Source organism: Erwinia sp. PPS120, from assembly GCF_047918655.1.
GTDB classification, from domain to species: domain Bacteria; phylum Pseudomonadota; class Gammaproteobacteria; order Enterobacterales; family Enterobacteriaceae; genus Erwinia; species Erwinia tasmaniensis_A.
On the sequence record NZ_JBLREF010000034.1, the window covers coordinates 219,431 to 235,661 of the forward strand.

General features: G+C 54.7%; 20 protein-coding genes, 1 tRNA gene and 2 pseudogenes. 10 read left to right on the top strand and 13 right to left on the bottom strand.

Annotated elements, in window-relative coordinates; translation table 11 throughout:
* Window positions 1-24: 24 nt before the first annotated feature.
* A pseudogene (locus ACLRGG_RS16975) lies at window positions 25-96 on the bottom strand (terminase small subunit); the annotation flags it as partial.
* Window positions 97-119: 23 nt separating this feature from the next.
* On the opposite strand from ACLRGG_RS16975, the gene ACLRGG_RS16980 reads away from it, so the two are divergent.
* Window positions 120-374: a hypothetical protein gene (locus ACLRGG_RS16980; protein WP_416250873.1), complete on the top strand. Its 255-nt coding sequence runs from the start codon at window positions 120-122 to the stop codon at window positions 372-374.
* Window positions 375-416: 42 nt separating this feature from the next.
* Here ACLRGG_RS16980 and ACLRGG_RS16985 read toward each other — a convergent pair whose 3' ends face one another.
* From ACLRGG_RS16985 to lysC, 3 genes are all read right to left on the bottom strand, one after another.
* The gene (locus ACLRGG_RS16985) at window positions 417-953 is read right to left on the bottom strand and encodes a Rha family transcriptional regulator (protein ID WP_416250874.1); all 537 of its coding nucleotides are present in this window, start codon (window positions 951-953) and stop codon (window positions 417-419) included.
* Between the two features lie 192 nt (window positions 954-1,145).
* Window positions 1,146-1,373: a hypothetical protein gene (locus tag ACLRGG_RS16990; protein ID WP_416250875.1), complete on the bottom strand. Its 228-nt coding sequence runs from the start codon at window positions 1,371-1,373 to the stop codon at window positions 1,146-1,148.
* Complete coding sequence (lysC, locus tag ACLRGG_RS16995; protein ID WP_416250876.1) at window positions 1,370-1,660, bottom strand: Rz1-like lysis system protein LysC; 291 nt, start codon at window positions 1,658-1,660, stop codon at window positions 1,370-1,372. Before lysC ends, ACLRGG_RS16990 begins: the two co-directional genes overlap by 4 nt.
* Window positions 1,661-1,800: 140 nt before the next feature.
* Here lysC and ACLRGG_RS17000 point away from each other — a divergent pair, with 140 nt between their 5' ends.
* The 7 genes and pseudogenes from ACLRGG_RS17000 (at window position 1,801) to ACLRGG_RS17030 (ending at window position 5,774) form a co-directional block, all read left to right on the top strand.
* Window positions 1,801-2,346, top strand: a complete 546-nt coding sequence (locus ACLRGG_RS17000) for a hypothetical protein (protein WP_416250877.1) — start codon at window positions 1,801-1,803, stop codon at window positions 2,344-2,346.
* Window positions 2,347-2,676: 330 nt separating this feature from the next.
* Window positions 2,677-3,297 carry a hypothetical protein gene (locus tag ACLRGG_RS17005; RefSeq protein ID WP_416250878.1) on the top strand — a complete coding sequence of 207 codons (621 nt, stop codon included), beginning with the start codon at window positions 2,677-2,679 and terminating at the stop codon, window positions 3,295-3,297.
* Window positions 3,290-3,484: a hypothetical protein gene (locus ACLRGG_RS17010; protein WP_416250879.1), complete on the top strand. Its 195-nt coding sequence runs from the start codon at window positions 3,290-3,292 to the stop codon at window positions 3,482-3,484. Before ACLRGG_RS17005 ends, ACLRGG_RS17010 begins: the two co-directional genes overlap by 8 nt.
* A gap of 165 nt (window positions 3,485-3,649) precedes the next feature.
* Window positions 3,650-3,895: a hypothetical protein gene (locus tag ACLRGG_RS17015; protein WP_416250880.1), complete on the top strand. Its 246-nt coding sequence runs from the start codon at window positions 3,650-3,652 to the stop codon at window positions 3,893-3,895.
* A gap of 40 nt (window positions 3,896-3,935) precedes the next feature.
* Complete coding sequence (locus tag ACLRGG_RS17020; protein ID WP_416250881.1) at window positions 3,936-4,277, top strand: hypothetical protein; 342 nt, start codon at window positions 3,936-3,938, stop codon at window positions 4,275-4,277.
* A 109-nt stretch (window positions 4,278-4,386) separates the two neighbouring features.
* The gene (locus ACLRGG_RS17025; RefSeq protein ID WP_416250882.1) at window positions 4,387-4,734 is read left to right on the top strand and encodes a helix-turn-helix domain-containing protein; all 348 of its coding nucleotides are present in this window, start codon (window positions 4,387-4,389) and stop codon (window positions 4,732-4,734) included.
* Window positions 4,653-5,774: pseudogene (locus ACLRGG_RS17030) on the top strand (site-specific integrase). Before ACLRGG_RS17025 ends, ACLRGG_RS17030 begins: the two are co-directional and overlap by 82 nt.
* Before the next feature lie 14 nt (window positions 5,775-5,788).
* Here ACLRGG_RS17030 and ACLRGG_RS17035 read toward each other — a convergent pair.
* From ACLRGG_RS17035 to gpt, 7 genes are all read right to left on the bottom strand, one after another.
* A tRNA-Thr gene (locus tag ACLRGG_RS17035) sits at window positions 5,789-5,864 on the bottom strand.
* A 216-nt stretch (window positions 5,865-6,080) separates the two neighbouring features.
* The gene (locus ACLRGG_RS17040; RefSeq protein WP_416250883.1) at window positions 6,081-6,710 is read right to left on the bottom strand and encodes a LysE family translocator; all 630 of its coding nucleotides are present in this window, start codon (window positions 6,708-6,710) and stop codon (window positions 6,081-6,083) included.
* A 48-nt stretch (window positions 6,711-6,758) separates the two neighbouring features.
* Window positions 6,759-8,012, bottom strand: a complete 1,254-nt coding sequence (gene proA / locus ACLRGG_RS17045) for a glutamate-5-semialdehyde dehydrogenase (RefSeq protein ID WP_416250884.1) — start codon at window positions 8,010-8,012, stop codon at window positions 6,759-6,761.
* A 10-nt stretch (window positions 8,013-8,022) separates the two neighbouring features.
* Window positions 8,023-9,126, bottom strand: coding sequence for a glutamate 5-kinase (gene proB / locus ACLRGG_RS17050; RefSeq protein WP_416250885.1), 1,104 nt, complete (start codon window positions 9,124-9,126; stop codon window positions 8,023-8,025).
* Between the two features lie 197 nt (window positions 9,127-9,323).
* On the bottom strand, window positions 9,324-9,725 hold the full coding sequence (gene crl, locus ACLRGG_RS17055) for a sigma factor-binding protein Crl (RefSeq protein ID WP_067704923.1): 402 nt from the start codon (window positions 9,723-9,725) through the stop codon (window positions 9,324-9,326).
* A gap of 69 nt (window positions 9,726-9,794) precedes the next feature.
* Window positions 9,795-11,045 carry an esterase FrsA gene (frsA, locus tag ACLRGG_RS17060; RefSeq protein WP_416250886.1) on the bottom strand — a complete coding sequence of 417 codons (1,251 nt, stop codon included), beginning with the start codon at window positions 11,043-11,045 and terminating at the stop codon, window positions 9,795-9,797.
* A 119-nt stretch (window positions 11,046-11,164) separates the two neighbouring features.
* Complete coding sequence (gene gpt, locus ACLRGG_RS17065) at window positions 11,165-11,623, bottom strand: xanthine phosphoribosyltransferase (protein ID WP_416250887.1); 459 nt, start codon at window positions 11,621-11,623, stop codon at window positions 11,165-11,167.
* Window positions 11,624-11,885: 262 nt separating this feature from the next.
* Here gpt and pepD point away from each other — a divergent pair, with 262 nt between their 5' ends.
* Window positions 11,886-13,343 carry a beta-Ala-His dipeptidase gene (gene pepD, locus ACLRGG_RS17070; protein WP_416250888.1) on the top strand — a complete coding sequence of 486 codons (1,458 nt, stop codon included), beginning with the start codon at window positions 11,886-11,888 and terminating at the stop codon, window positions 13,341-13,343.
* An 84-nt stretch (window positions 13,344-13,427) separates the two neighbouring features.
* On the opposite strand, the gene dinB is transcribed toward pepD, so the two are convergent.
* Window positions 13,428-14,483 carry a DNA polymerase IV gene (gene dinB, locus ACLRGG_RS17075; protein ID WP_416250889.1) on the bottom strand — a complete coding sequence of 352 codons (1,056 nt, stop codon included), beginning with the start codon at window positions 14,481-14,483 and terminating at the stop codon, window positions 13,428-13,430.
* Between the two features lie 242 nt (window positions 14,484-14,725).
* On the opposite strand from dinB, the gene dpaA reads away from it, so the two are divergent.
* Window positions 14,726-15,466 (top strand): peptidoglycan meso-diaminopimelic acid protein amidase, encoded by a 741-nt coding sequence (dpaA, locus tag ACLRGG_RS17080; RefSeq protein WP_416250890.1) that lies wholly within the window; start codon window positions 14,726-14,728, stop codon window positions 15,464-15,466.
* Here dpaA and ACLRGG_RS17085 read toward each other — a convergent pair.
* Window positions 15,437-16,204, bottom strand: a complete 768-nt coding sequence (locus ACLRGG_RS17085; protein ID WP_416250891.1) for a class II glutamine amidotransferase — start codon at window positions 16,202-16,204, stop codon at window positions 15,437-15,439. The two genes, dpaA and ACLRGG_RS17085, sit on opposite strands and share 30 nt — an antisense overlap.
* Window positions 16,205-16,231: the final 27 nt, after the last annotated feature.

A 16,231-nucleotide genomic window follows, 5' to 3' on the forward strand; every position in this document is an offset into this window, starting at 1 on the left:
CGGCTCAAATAAAAAAACCTAATATGCCGCTTGCGTGGCGTTCAAATCAATGAGGTACTCGCGACAGAACATGTCTTGTTTGTCGGTGAGTGCCATTTTCTTACCCTTGGGAGGTTATGATGTCCGATGATTTTAAAAATAAACATGAGCTACAGGATGAGATTTTAGACTTGCGTTCTGAATTAATGGCGCAAAATATAATCATCCACACGTTATTAAATTTTCTCAAGTCTGTTCATGGGAAAGAATTAAAGGAGGCTATATCAGATACTGTGGATTCAAAAGATACTGGCTCTCTCAGCGATTCACTCGACGAAGATGGGAAAGAAAGACTGGTTGCGATAAAAAACAAGCTCAGAGAATATAGTTTATAAATAATCATCAACAGGCGCACTAGCAAATGCGCCTTGTGATGGTCACTTCCTGAGGCCAGGCAGAGTGATCTGCCCTTGCCTCTCTATCTTCTCTATTCTCGCCAGCAGCAATGGCTTCTTCACTCTTCCCCATCGGTTAAGCAGCCGACCGGACATGCTGGCGACATCCTTTTCTTTCATGTATTCAAGCATTACAGCATTGCGCTCCGCTTCATAGCTCTCACTGTATTTGCGCATCTCTGCGGTCATCCAGTTGAAGGCATTGATATATGCCTCTTTTACGCGCGCAGCTGCTGGCCCGCTAAAGCCCATTACAACCATAACAAAACCGCTGAAATCCATTCGGTAGAACTTCTGCTTTTTGTCGAAAATACCTAACTCATTGATTTTCTCGGAAACGCAAAAATGCGCTGTCTTGAATTCAGCAGAGCAATGACTGTTTTCCACGGCGCGCAGCACATCGGCGTGTCGCTTACCAAATGCCTTGGCGATCTGGAAAGTGTCCGTTACCGGCTCACCATCAGCAGCTGCTACAAGTTGGCGAAAGTCGAATTCAGTGGCTACTGAAAGATTTTTCATAGCGATTACCTTTTAGTGAATAAGCCTCGTTGCCCAGATAACCGCCCACAGAGAAGCCGCCGCTTATAACGGTTATCTCCGAAGCTGATTCCTGAAAGGCTCTGTGTGATTTGATACGCCGGGCATGGCGCGGTGAAATGCATATAAAAAAGCCCCGCACGATGGCGAGGCCCTTGTGATATGGACTTCTGCTTACAGGTATTTCTTCGCCAGCGCTTTTAACTCGTCTTTGGCCGCTTCGCCCAGTTGAGTTACGCCACTCTCTACGAATGTCAGGGCTGCTTCAAAGTCCTGAACGCCAGCCTTAACCTCTGCTGCCGGGGTAGTAACTGCTGGTACTTCTACGACTTGATCGGTCATTGTGTTTGTCTCTTTGGGATGGATGAACAGGCTTTTCAGCCACGTAATAAGTTGTTTCATTGTCGTGGTGCCTCTATCTGCCTAATGCCCGCGCGATCAATGTTGCACTGACCCAGCAGGCCGAATAGCTCAGCATTGAGCGCCACACTGTTGCCGAAAGTCATCGCATTAGGCACCGATGGAACGTCAATGGGACTAATTAGTTCCGCTGGTAGGCTTACCACTGGTTGCTTTATTGTCCTGTACTCCACCTGCGGCTTTTGCTGCGTCGCGCAGCCGGTCAGCAGCGTCAACGGGAACAGGAGAAGCAGCGCACTTGTCAGCCGCGAGGTATTGTTTAATTTCATTCTGTAGTTTCCGGTTCTGCTGTGCTGTAACTGCCCGCTGCTCTGCTACCTGCGACATTACGGTATTCTGCTGCTTCACGGCGGTAACCAGGTCGTTAACGCTGGCGGCTACCGTTAACTAACAGGACTAAGGACGCAATATGAAAATTACGCCAGACCTACTTAAAAAAATGCGGGCTTGCACCACTTTCGATATGCCCTCAGATGCGCAGATAGCGCTGCTTGACCACGTTGACGCACTACAGCAGCAGGTTAACGCGCTGGAAGCAGCAGAGAAGCGCGTCGCTGAATTGGAGGAAAGCGTAACGCTTGTTGGTCATGACATGGATACAGTCAGATACATTAACGGCCTGTCAGAGAATAAAATCACACAGCTTGAGGCCGAATTAGCACGGCGAGATGCGGCAGCGGGTGAGCCTGTAGGATATGGTGTACAGCACAGGGAAACGGGCAAGTTTGGCTCATGGTTAAAACCTAAGAGCCTCTGCTCTGCCAGTGATGATTATATCGCAGTTCCGCTCTACACCGCCCCACAGCCCGCCGTGTTGCCGCCGAAAGAGTTCGTTGTGAATATGCCTGATGTTGAGAAATGGCGCTCTCCCGATGCGGTACGTGCTCAGGGTGCATATCGCGTATTAGTTGAAAAGGAAATTAAAGCCGCTGGCGGGAGTATTGCAGATGAATAACAAGCCGATGAGGGATAAATGATAATCCTAAACATCGCATCCATAGCCCTTTTCATTGTGGCTGTGTGGAAAGATTGAGTCGCTGATGCGGCTTTTTTTTGGCCCATAATTCGGAGTATCAAATATGTACGCAGACCAGATAGATGAAGCCGCAGCCCGTCAGCAGCAGATGATTGATAACGCCCTGGCTAACAGGCAGCGTCCGACAATGACGTATACCGGCGAGTGCCACTGGTGCGAGGAACCCATCGATAAGGGCCATTATTGTAACAGTGATTGCAGAAAGGACCATGAGGTATTTATTTGGGCAGGAAGTCAGAGGAAATTAGCATGACACTATTAGAGCTATTAGTTAAAGAATTACCTAAGCGTGGTGGCTGGCCTGAGTCGAAATGTGATGTTAGTGCAGTGCAGGATAAAGATAATGAAGTGAAATTTCACTACACAGGCAAATTACTCAAGTTTGGGAAAAATAAGGCTGGAGTATGGGGTTCCAATTCACCAGATAGCTGGCTGGAAATCAATATACCTGGCTGCAGTTTTCACGCTGATAAGATGGCTGATGACTTTAGTACAGCGATTGTCACCCGCGAGCAATATGAAGCAGCACTTGCCGCATCTCAGCAGCCTGTATGGTCTGGCGAAGGGTTTCCGCCAGTTGGGGTGGAGTGTGAATCCGCTCAACCAGGTCAAATTAACTGGGCTAAGTTTAAAGTTGTAGCCGTTGAATCAGGGTCGGTGTTTGGCTTTTGGGATAACGGAATATCTTCAGCATTAGATGGTGATAAATGGCTTTTCCGCCCAATCCGCAGCGAAGCGGAGCGGAAGAGGGAAGAAGTCGCAATTGCGCATATGAAGCAGTTGAATATCGGAGATTGCGAAGACCCTCAGATTATCTACGACGCCATAGCAGCCGGTAAAATCCCCGGAATAAGGCTCACCGATGAATGAATCATTTGAACGATACCTCGACGAGGTGATTTACAAAGAGGCTGGAATACCGGTTACCCGCCGCAATGGCTGGAGTATAACCCGCATACAGCAGGCAAGGCAGGTATGGGCCGACTGCACGGAGAGAGCGAATGCTGCCAGCACAAGAGAACGCGCTAAGGTCGGTGGCGAGGCAATGCAGAGCTGAGATAGTCCAGGCGACAAAAGGCAAGCCCCGCTCTGAGCACGACCGTATAACTACCCTTCTGCTAGACAAATACACTAAGAAAATAATCGCACTGCCGCCCGGTACGTTCTCGGCCAAGAGATGGCTGACGTATTACGTGCGCGTGGTGGATAAGGAGATGATCAAGTGACAAAGGCATACATTACAAAATATGCATTAACCAAAGGCATCTACGAAGCTCAAGGCCGCCTTTCTGAGTACTTCCCTGATATGTTTATTGAAGAGCATTACCGTCAGCACCATCACGGTAATGACTGGCATATTACCCTGGAAGATGCCATTAGCCGGGCTGAAGAAATGCGTATCAAGAAACTGCAATCTCTGGATAAGCAAATGAAAAAGCTATCTGCATTGAAATTCGAAATTAAGTAACCCCACCCCAGCATTTAATCAGAGGTAACAAGGATATTTTATGAGTTCAATTCTGACGCGAGAACTCCAGAATGGATATCTGGAGAAATTGGAAAGGGACAGGGTTTGCGAAGTAATCAAAAGATCTGAGATTCTCCATTATGGATATGTTAGTGCGAAGAAGGCTCTAAATAAAATAGATGTTGAGTACCACAGTAACGGTATGGCGCACATTTACTGCGATAAGAATTTTCTTTATAGTATGGCTAGATTGAGATCTTTCAAGAAAACAGGGTGGACCTATTATAAGCACTTTTCAGGCAGGATAGGCCTGTACATCACGGATGTAATTGGTGACAGGTGTTACATAGAGATAAACATCAATCATTCCACATCAACCTGAATTACCAACCCCTCGTACAATTGCATAGATAAATATATGCGTTCGCCGATCACATAGCATTTGAAAATATCATCTGGCGTTAATCGCCTGAATTAACACTGAGGTCACTATGTCAGCGTACTCACTCACGCTTGATGAGGCCTGCGCGTTCCTCGGCATCTCCCGGCCAACTGCCAGCAACTGGATCAGGACCGGGAGACTTACGGCCACACGCAAAGACCCGAGCAAATCAAAATCACCCTATCTCGTTACCCGCCAGGCATGTATTGCCGCACTGAACAATCCGTTGCACACTGTCGCCGTGAGCGCGGGTGATGCACATGAGGAGAAAACATGTCGCTATTCCGCAGGAATGATACCTGGTACGCCAGCTTCATACAGCCGGACGGTAAACGCTTTAAGCGATCTCTTGGAACAACGGACAAAAGGAAGGCAACTGAACTCCACGACAAGCTGAAGGCTGAGGCCTGGCGAGTGAGCTATCTCGGTGAAACGCCGAACATGACTTTCGAGGATGCATGCGTTCGTTGGCTTGAAGAGAAAGCGCATAAGAAATCGCTGGATGATGACAAGAGCCGGATTGGATTCTGGCTTCAACATTTTTCGGGGATGCAGTTAAAAGATATTACGGAGTTGAGGATTTATGCCGCCATCCAGAAGATGACGAACAGGAGGCATGAGGAGAATTACCGCCTGATGGCCGAGGCAGCAAAAAAGAGAGGGAGGGAGGTGGAGCCATTTAAGGCTAAGCCAGCAGCGACTGCAACCAAGGCAACACACCTGGCCTTTATTAAGGCGCTACTGCGTACAGCTGAACGGAGCTGGAAGATGCTGGAGAAGGCACCTATCGTCACTGTCCCTCAGCCGAAGAATAAGCGCATTCGGTGGCTGGAACCACATGAAGCGCAGAGGCTGATAGATGAATGCCCGGAGCCACTAAAGTCAGTGGTGCGATTCGCGCTCGCAACCGGACTAAGGCGATCAAACATCATCAATCTGGAGTGACAACAAATCGACATGCAGCGCCGGGTGGCATGGATACACCCGGAGCAGAGCAAATCAAACCAGGCTATTGGCGTAGCCCTGAATGATACCGCATGTCAGGTACTGAAAAAGCAGATCGGCAGGCACGGCAAATGGGTGTTCGTTTATACGGAAAGAAGCACCCGGCCAGATGGTACAAAAACGGATATTGTCAGAAAAATGCGCTACGACGCAAACACGGCGTGGAGGGCTTCACTTAAGCGGGCAGGAATAGAGGATTTCCGCTTTCATGATTTACGGCATACCTGGGCTAGCTGGCTGGTCCAGGCGGGAGTTCCAATATCGGTATTGCAGGAGATGGGTGGCTGGGAGTCAATCGAGATGGTTCGAAGGTATGCACACCTGGCACCAAATCACCTGACCGAGCATGCGAAGCAAATCGACGCCATTTTTAGCGCCTGTGTCCCAAATCTGTCCCACTTTGAAATCAGGGAAGGAACTAATGATGCCTAACCACTTGATTTTACTGGTGCCGATACCAGGAGTCGAACCTGGGACCTTCGCATTACGAATGCGCTGCTCTACCAACTGAGCTATATCGGCTTTGGGGAGGTGTACTACGGGGCGTTACGTTAAGAAAAAATGCCCGGGGAGTCAAGGGGGGCGCAAATCAGTCGCCGCTTTTTTCATCTGGCAGCAAGGCAAACCTCGGGTGATTCTCCTCCCTCCCTACCCTGCTGCTCTTTCTCTGCCCCCAACTTGCCTCCCCCAACTTACTTCCCCCACTCACTACCTTACTTCCTTCCCCCACTCACTACCTTACTTCCTTCCCTCCATAACCATTCTTACCGCCAGGCCTGCCAGCACCGTACCCATTATCCCGCGCTGGAGCTTCTGCCAGCCGGGGCGCTGGGCGAGGAATGAGGCGATAGTGCCGGCGGCGAAGATAATCATACTGTTGACAATAATGCTGGTCACAATCTGGGTGAAGCCGAGTATAAGCGACTGCATCAGCACCTGCCCCTGTTCGGGACGGATAAACTGCGGCAGCAGGCTGAGGTAGATGACGGCGGTTTTGGGGTTTAACAGGTTGGTCAGCAGGCCCATGGTAAAGAGCTTAGGATCGCTGTCGGGCGGCAGGTTGCGCAGCTGAAAGGGCGATCTGCCGCCGAATATCGCCTGCCAGGCCATATATAACAGGTAAAGCGCCCCCACAATGCGCAGCGCGTCGTACGCCAGCGGCACCGCCATAATCAGCGCGGTGATGCCCATTGCGGCACAGAGCATATAAAATATAAAGCCCAGCGCCACGCCGCTTAGCGAGATATAACCCGCGCGGCGGCCCTGGCACAGCGAGCGGGAAATCAGGTAGATCATATTTGGCCCCGGCGTCAGCACCAGCCCGAGGGCGATGGCGGCGAAGGGAAAAAGCTGTGAAAACGTCACCATACTTAACTCTCCTGCGCACCTGACGCCGGCGGTTATGATGCTAAAGCGTTAACCGCGCACGGTATCGCTGCCAAAACCTATCCATTTATAGGTCGTGAGCGCCTCCAGACCCATCGGGCCGCGCGCATGCAGCTTCTGCGTGCTGACCGCCACCTCTGCGCCCAGGCCAAACTGGCCGCCATCGGTGAAGCGCGTGCTGGCGTTAACGTACACCGCCGAGGAGTCGACCTCATTCACAAAGCGGTTTGAGTTATGCAGGCTGCGGGTGAGGATCGCATCCGAATGCTGGGTGCCGTATTCGCGAATGTGCGCGATACCCTGATCCAGAGAGTCCACCAGCACCACGTTCAGATCCAGCGACAGCCATTCGTCGCGGAGCTGGGCGTCGGTGACTGGGGTAACGTCGGCCGGGCCGTTTTGCAGCAGCGGCAGCGAGCGCGGATCGGCATGAAGCCTGATGCCAGCCTCCGCCATGCTGTGGCTCAGCACGGGCAGGAAGCTTTCTGCCACGTCCGCATGGACCAGCAGCGTCTCCAGTGAATTACAGGCGCTGGGACGCTGTTTTTTGGCGTTGATAATCACCTTCAGCGCCGCCTGCTGCTCGATATCGCTGTCGACAAAAATGTGGCAGACGCCAATGCCGCCGGTGATCACCGGGATGGTCGACTGTTCGCGGCACAGCTTATGTAGATTCGCGCCGCCGCGAGGGATCAGCATATCCACATAGCGATCCAGCTTCAGCAGCTGATTCACCCATTCGCGATCGGGGCTTTCAATCGCCTGGACGGCCCCGGCCGGTAAACCATGCTGACGCAGCGCGTCCTGAATAACGCGAACCGTTGCGCCGTTAGTGCGCCAGGTTTCCTTACCCCCGCGCAGGATAGAGGCGTTGCCGGTCTTCAGGCAGAGCGCAGCGACGTCGATAGTCACATTGGGGCGCGCCTCATAAATAACCGCCACCACGCCCAGCGGCACACGGCGACGCTCAATACGCAGGCCGCTGTCCAGCAGACCGCCGTCTAACACCACGCCGACCGGATCGGCCAGGCGGCAGACCTGGCGCACATCGTCAGCGATGGCTTTCAGCCGCGCCGGGTTGAGCATCAGGCGATCCAGCAGCGCTTCGCTCAGTCCGTTCTGGCGCGCATCGGCCAGATCGCGCTCGTTGGCCGTGAGGATTTCAGCGCTCTGCGCTTCCAGGCGGTCGGCGATGGTCATCAGAACCCGGTTTTTCTCTGCGGTGGAGAGCACCGACAGCACGTAAGATGCCGCTTTCGCGGCTTTACCCATTTCTTCCAGCATGCCCTGCTCCTTAGCTGACGATCATATCGTCGCGGTGAACGGCAACCGGACCATATTCATAACCTAAAATCTCGCTGATTCGCTGGGAGTGATGCCCGGCAATCATGCGCATCGCATCGCTATTGTAGCGGCTGACGCCGTGCGCCACATCGCGTCCCTGGAGACTGCGGATACGGATCACTTCGCCTCGTGAGAAGTTGCCGCCGATATCGCGAATGCCCTTTGGCAGCAGCGAGCTGCCCCGCTCGAGGATCGCCGAGAGCGCACCGTCATCGACGGTGAGTTCGCCCGCTGGCGGCGCGCCGAAGATCCAGCGCTTGCGGTTCTCAAGCGGCGTTTCCAGCGCGTGAAAGCGGGTACCGACCGGGTTGCTGGCGATAACGTCACCAATAACGCCTGCACGGCTACCGGCGGCGATAATCGTATCAATGCCCGCCCGGCAGGCGATATCCGCTGCCTGAAGCTTGGTGGTCATACCGCCGGTGCCCAGACCGGAGACGCTGTCACCCGCCAGCGCGCGCAGCGCATCGTCAACGCCGTGCACGTCGCGGATCAGCTCCGCTGACGGGTTGTTACGCGGATCGGCGGTAAACAGCCCCTGCTGATCGGTCAGCAGCAGCAGCTTATCCGCACCGGCCAGAATCGCCGCCAGCGCTGAGAGGTTGTCGTTATCGCCCACTTTGATTTCCGCCGTGGCAACCGCGTCGTTTTCATTGATCACCGGCACGATGTGGTTATCCAGCAGCGCCCGCAGCGTATCCCGCGCATTCAGAAAGCGTTCGCGATCTTCAAGGTCGGCGCGGGTCAGCAGCATCTGCCCAATGTGGATGCCGTAAATAGAGAACAGCTGCTCCCATAGCTGAATCAACCTGCTCTGCCCCACCGCAGCCAGCAGCTGCTTTGAGGCGATGGTCGGCGGCAGTTCCGGGTAGCCAAGATGCTCACGTCCGGCGGCCATCGCCCCGGAGGTCACAATCACAATGCGGTGGCCCGCCGCGTGCTGCTGCGCACACTGACGCACCAGTTCGACGATATGTGCCCGGTTCAGCCGACGCGATCCGCCGGTTAATACGCTGGTCCCCAGTTTCACTACCAGGGTCTGGCTGCTGCTCATTATTTCCTGCCGTTACGTGAGAGGTCTGCAAGAAGACGTTTTATCAGGTGTGGTGCTGGAAGCCAACAGGGGAGCGGGAAAAAGGGAAAAAACAGCAGCAGGGAGGGCAAGGGTTGTACATGTCCGGCGAACGTCAACGTGCTGCACCGGTCAGCAGCAAATACTGCTGATCGGTGATACATGCCAGCGTCCTGCCGTCAGGCGGTCAGCTTTACCGGTTCGTCCGCAAAGTCGGCAGCGGGCTTCAGGCCCAGCTCCAGCTCTTCCAGCAGCGCTTTTAAGCGCACGTGGAAATTACGCAGCGTCTCTTCCAGTCGCTCGTTATTTTCCTTACCCTTAATGGCGCTCGGCTTCCAGTTTCCTTCTTTGTCGAACAGACCAAAGTAGTATTCGTAGGTGAAGTGATCGCTTTCAGCATTCAGCTCCATCCACCAGCCCCAGAACTCACGCAGCTCCGGTGCCGGTTTCACATTGACGCAAACGGCCAGGCAGTCAAAGAAAAAGCGATCGCCTTCGCACTTAGCTTCACGGATATAGGGTCCCAGAGAACCAAAGCGCTTCATTAAGCGGCTCTTAGGATGCCCACTTGGTAACGTCATTGTAAAACCTCCATCATTGAGCCTGTTATCATCCCGCTCAGGAGCAGGAAAGTGCTGAACTATAGCAAATCATCGCAGCAACCGCTTTGCTATCCACGCAACAATATCACGTAATGCCTTATCGAAGTTATGCATCGCCGGCGTCAGCGATACCGGCAGCAGCCTGCCGTCGCTGGAGGATTGCACAATCAGCTTCGACTCCTCCTCCGGGCTGAAGAGGTCGTTCGGCCAGAAGGCGGAAAGCAGAGGCGTGGTGGTGCGTCTGCCCAGCAGCCCCTGGGTTTTCAGGGAGTATCGGCCCAGCTCGGCGCGCAGGGCTGAGTCTGCCGCATTCATCATGCCCAGTCGGCTGGCGAGCACGTCCATCATCATCTCCGGCATCGGGTCCTGGAGCGCGCTGTCACTGAGCAGATGATGCACCACCGGGCCGACGCAGGCGACCGCGCGCAGACGCTGTGACTCAAGATAGGCCAGCCGCACCGCCACGTTAGCGCCAAAGCGGAAGCCGAAGGCCGCCACGCGGGTGTGATCGATCCAGGGTACATTTTCCAGCTGATGCAGCACCTGCTGATGCAGAAAGCTGGTGTCCTGGGTGAGCGTCCACTTCGACGAAAACCCCACTGAAGGCATATCAATGGTTAGCATGGCGATCCCGCGCGGGGCGAGGTAGTCATGAAACAGGCGATAGCTGTCGGTTTGCAGCGCATCCAGCGTGCCGCACAGCAGCACCGTAGGATAAGGCGCACTGACGCCCGCAGGCATGTGCAAAAAGCCTTCAATCGGACTGCCGCCAGGGATAGCAAACGTCAGCGCCTTCAGCTCGCCCGACAGACGCTTTGTGGCCTCTTCGTAGGCGCGGTTAGCCATCAGCTGCGCCTGGTCGGCCAGCTCATCACCTTTCAGATGCGGGTAGCCCGCCACGCCGAGCAAATTGGCAGCATGCAGCCAGCAGCGCCCCGCCTCTTCATCGCTGTTGGCGGCGCTGGCCCGTTGCTGCCACTGCGCCGCCTGTGAAGACCACTCGTATATCCAGTTGCCGCTGCGATAGCCGATCACCGTATCCAGCAGGCTTTCGTCGGTGTGCTCCGCGCGGCTGTTGGCGATTCTGGCAAGCACCTCGCCGATCTCAAGCGGCGGCAGGCCGCGCCATGTCCAGAGTACGCGGTTAATCATCCGGTACCAGCCAGCGTGGCTCTCCCCCTCCAGTGCCGAATGAACCGGCAGCGGCTTATGCCGATGTTGGCGACGTACTAAGGATGAGGTTTCAGGGTGTTTGAAGCGCGGTTTGAACAGCTCTTCGCTCAGATTTTTCGGTGACATAGCGTGGCGGTCCTCCGGCGCACAGGGCATGGCATCAGTCTACCCCAGGCCCTGCGGCTGCGCTAACCGTAAAAACAGCAACGCCCGGCAGAACCGGGCGTTGCGTTGATCGGGATCAATCAGCCTTTAACAATAGGCGGAATATAGACCACGCCCATATCCCACGGCTGTTCAATCCAGGTGTTCTGCGGAATATCAACCACATAGTCATCAACCAGCGGACGACCGGCAGGCTTGGCGAAAATGGTCACAAAGTGGGCTTTCGGATACATCTCGCGGATCGCCTGCGCGGTACCGCCGGTATCAACCAGATCGTCAATAACGATAAAGCCTTCACCGTCGCCTTCAGCGCGCTTAAGGATTTTCATTTCACGCTGATTGTCGTGATCGTAGCTGGAGATGCACACGGTATCCACATGGCGAATACCCAGCTCACGGGCCAGCAGGGAAGCGGGAACCAGTCCGCCGCGGCTGACCGCAATAATGCCTGTCCACTGCTCAACGGGAAGCAGGCGCTGAGCCAGTTTACGGGCATGGATCTGCAGCATGTCCCAGGTGACGATGTATTTTTCGCTCATAAAGGTGTCCCGACCAATGGTGTTGGCTTAAAAATGTACTATGGGTGAGGTTGCGCGGAATTATAGAGATCTGAGGCGCTAAAAACCAGCACCGATCGGCCTCCAGCCCGCTTTTTTGCTGTTGCGAAGTAAGCATCCCCGTTGAAACGATGATATTCTTTGCCAACAGCGTCAGATCCGCTGACGCGAGCTGTTTAACCGCTAATCTTGCTCGCCATCCACGGCTCATGCTGAACGATGGTGCTGGCACAGGAGAGTTATCGTGTCTGAATTATCTCAACTGTCACCACAGCCGCTGTGGGATATCTTTGCCAAAGTCTGCTCTATTCCACACCCCTCTTACCATGAAGAAGCGCTGGCGCAGTATATTCTGGGCTGGGCGAAAGAACAGGGTTTCTGGGCCGAACGCGATGAAGTGGGCAACATTTTGATCCGCAAACCTGCCACCGCCGGGCTGGAAAATCTGAAGCCGGTGGCGCTGCAGGCGCACCTGGATATGGTGCCGCAGAAAAACAACGACACGGTTCACGACTTCACGAAAGATCCCATCCAGCCGTGGATCGACGGCGAATGGGTTAAAGCGCGCGGCACCACCCTGGGCGCGGATAACGGTATTGGCCTGTCCTCTGCGCTGGCGGTGCTGGCGGATAAAAACGTTGAGCACGGCCCGCTGGAAGTGCTGCTGACCATGACCGAAGAGACCGGCATGGCGGGTGCGTTTGGCCTTCAGCCCAACTGGCTGCAGGCAGATATCCTGATCAACACCGATTCGGAAGAAGAGGGTGAAATCTATATGGGCTGCGCGGGCGGCATTGATTTTACCGCGACGCTGCCGATCGACCGTGAAGCGGTACCCGAAGGCTTCGCGCATATTCAGCTCTCCCTTAAGGGCCTGAAGGGCGGTCACTCCGGCTGTGATATTCACGTCGGCCTGGGTAATGCTAACAAGCTGCTGGCCCGCTTTCTGTTCACCCAGGCTAAAGCACTGGATCTGCGCCTGGTCGACTTTACCGGCGGTACGCTGCGTAACGCGATCCCGCGAGAGGCCACGGCGACGCTCGCCGTCCCGGCAGACAAGCTGGACGCGCTGAAAAGCCAGGCGCTGCACTATCTGGAGACGCTAAAAAGCGAGCTGGCGCTGAAAGAGAAGAACGTAAATCTGGTGGTGGAGAACGTGGCGGCCAGTGGCCCGGCGCTGACCGCAGCCAGCCGCGACGCCTTTATTGCCCTGCTGAACAGTACGCCAAACGGCGTTATCCGCAACTCTGACGTAGTGAAAGGCGTAGTCGAAACCTCGCTGAACGTCGGTGTGGTGGCGATCCGCGAAAACGAAGCGGTAATCAACAGCCTGATCCGTTCACTGATCGACAGCGGTAAAGAGTACGTGGTGGAAACCCTGACCGCGCTGGCCGAACTGGCCGGCGCAACGGCGCGTGCGAAAGGCAGCTATCCTGGCTGGCAGCCGGACGCGACTTCGCCGGTGATGGCGCTGGTGGGGGAAACCTACAAAAAGCTGTTTGGCAGAACGCCGAACATTCAGGTGATCCATGCGGGTCTGGAGTGCGGTCTGTTTAAGAAGCCTTATCCGGATATGGATATGGTTTCCATCGGACCAACGATCACCGGGCCGCATTCGCCGGATGAGCAGGTCCATATCGCCAGCGTGGGTCTCTACTGGCAGCTGTTGACGGCGCTGCTTAAGGCGATCCCGACGAAGTAAGACTGACCGGCAGGCGGAATGAACTCCGCCTGCCGCTTCCCTGCGGGCCATGCGCCTGCCCCCGTTACTATCCGCTCTTACCCGCTATAAACCCAACAGCAGCTGACGTTCAATCTGGGGATTGAGCAGCGTCACGTGCAGGCCAACCAGCCTGACGCCGCGGCCACCCCGCCGCTCCTCCCAGGCCTTCTTCGCCACCGCAATCATGTCGTCTTTATTCAGCTCGGGCCAGACGTGCTCCTGCGTGGTCTGCTGAAAATCGTTGAATTTGAGCTTTACTCCCTGACGGGCGATCAGCCGGTCCGGCTTGATTTTGATGAGTCGACGCTCCAGCTCCTCATAAAGGAAGTCGATAATCTTCAGGCACTCTTCCCAGCTGTGAATGTCCTCCGACAGGGTACGCTCAACGCCAAGGGATTTGCGCAGACGATCGGTAACTACTTCCCGCTCATCAATGCCGTTACAGCGCTCCCACAGCACCCGACCAAACTTGCCAAAGCGCCTGAGCAGCGCGGCGAGATCGGTTTTCTGCACGTCGCCGCAGGTCATCAGCCCCATTTCTTCCAGCTTTTTAGCCGTCACCTTGCCGACGCCGGGGATCTTAGCCAGCGGCAGCGTCAGCAGAAACTGCGGCATTTCATCGGGGGTAATCACGAACTGCCCGTCGGGTTTATTCAGGTCGGAGGCAATTTTGGCGACAAATTTCACCGGCGCGACCCCTGCCGAGGCGGTCAGATTCAACTCCCGACTGATGGTCTGGCGAATTTCGCGCGCCATCAGCGTGGCCGACCCGTGGCAGTGCAGGCTGTCGGTGACGTCAAGATAGGCTTCATCCAGAGAGAGCGGCTCAATCAGCGAGGTATAGCGCAAGAATATTTCACGAATATGAGCGCTGGCTTCTTTGTAGGCATCGAAACGGCCAGGCACCACCTTAAGGTGCGGGCAGAGCTTAAGCGCCATCGCGGTGGACATGGCGCTGTGCACGCCAAACTTGCGCGCCGGATAGTTAGCGGTACTGATCACCCCCCGCTTAAGATGACTGCCGCCGATGGCAATCGGGATATTGCGCAGGCTGGGATCGTCGCGCATCTCTACTGCGGCATAAAAGCAGTCCATATCGACGTGAATGATCTTCCGCATATCCCCCTCCAACTGTACTGGATAAGTATACAGCGAAATAAGCGAATGACAATATAACTGGTTGAGCCAAAGCACAGCGGTAAAGGGCTGAGCCACACTTTTATTCAGTATTTTATACTCTGCTCTCTTGATAAAAAAATAGACAATGCTAATGTGACGCAGCAATAGCGGCTATTAACTGATATTGCCAGTAAACGCGTCCCGGACGCCGCATCCACCCCTCCTTTTTCAAGGGAACCAGAATGGGCAAAATCGCACTCCTTTTTGCGATGTTTTTTCTGCCAGCCGTAGTTTTTGCCAGCGTACCCACCACTCCGGTACTGCCGCTGGCACCGGTAAGCAAAGAATTAAAGAAACAGCTAATTGGCACGCCTGTGTATATTCAGATATTTAAAGAAGAACGCACGCTTGAGCTGTATGGCAAAATTGGCAATGATTATCGTTTAATAGACAGCTATCGAATTTGTAATTTCTCTGGCGGGCTGGGTCCTAAGCGGCGTCAGGGAGATTTTAAAAGTCCGGAAGGGTTTTACAGCGTCGGCCTTTCCCAGTTAAAACCGGACAGCCGCTTTTATCGGGCCATTAACGTCGGTTTCCCCAACGCCTACGATCGTCAGCAGGGTTATGAAGGTAAATACCTGATGATCCATGGCAGCTGCGTATCTATCGGCTGTTATGCGATGACTGATACCAATATTCAGGATATCTATCGCTTTGTGGAAGCCGCGCTGCGCAACGGTCAGCCGCGTATTGAATTGAGCATTTATCCGTTCCGCATGACCGAAAGCAATATGCAGCGGCACCGCAACTCGGTGTATTACAGCTTCTGGCAGCAGCTGCAACCGGGATACGCGCAGTTTGTGCAGACCCACCAGCCGCCTTCGGTTAGCGTCAGCGACGGCCACTACGTGCTGAATAGCCCGGGGTCACTGCTGAGTGCCCCGGCTACCGGTTCAACGCTGGCGCTCACCCAGGCAAAATAGCGCCCAGTCACCTGGCGCGATTTTGTGCCAGGTTTCATTGCCCGTCAGGGGCTGGGTAGCGATCACCGTGACCACGTCATTTGGCGTGGTCTGCTTCTGAAAATCAATCTCAACGTCCTGATCCAGCAGTGTCGCCCTGCCGAACGGCGCCCGGCGGGTTATCCAGAACAGATTCGTCGAACAAAACGCCATCAGATAGCGGCCGTCCGACAGCAGCATATTAAATACGCCCTTTTTCCGCAGCTCCGTCGCCAGTTCGGCAATGTAACGAAATACCGCCGGCCAGTTGCCCGGCGTACGCGGATAGCGCGTAGTCAGCTTGTGCAGCAGCCAGCAAAATGCCTGCTCGCTGTCGGTTTCGCCCACCGCCCGAAATGGGCCGGTGTCCAGCGTCCGGTAGCCCTTCAACTGCCCATTATGCGCATAGGTCCAGTTGCGGCCCCACAGCTCACGGGTAAAGGGATGCGTATTTTCCAGCGCCACCTCACCCCGATTCGCCTGACGGATATGTGCCACCACGGAATGCGATTTAATCGGATACTCCTGCACCAGCCGCGCAACAGGCGAATTAAAGCTGGGCTGCGGATCCTTGAATGTGCGACAGCCTTTCCCTTCATAAAAGGTAATCCCCCAGCCATCCTTGTGCGGACCGGTTCCCCCACCGCGCTGGACAAGACCGGTAAAGCTGAAACAGATGTCCGTAGGAACGTTGGCGCTCATCCCGAGCAGTTCACACATAGCGACTACCTCGCAGTAAGGCCCTGC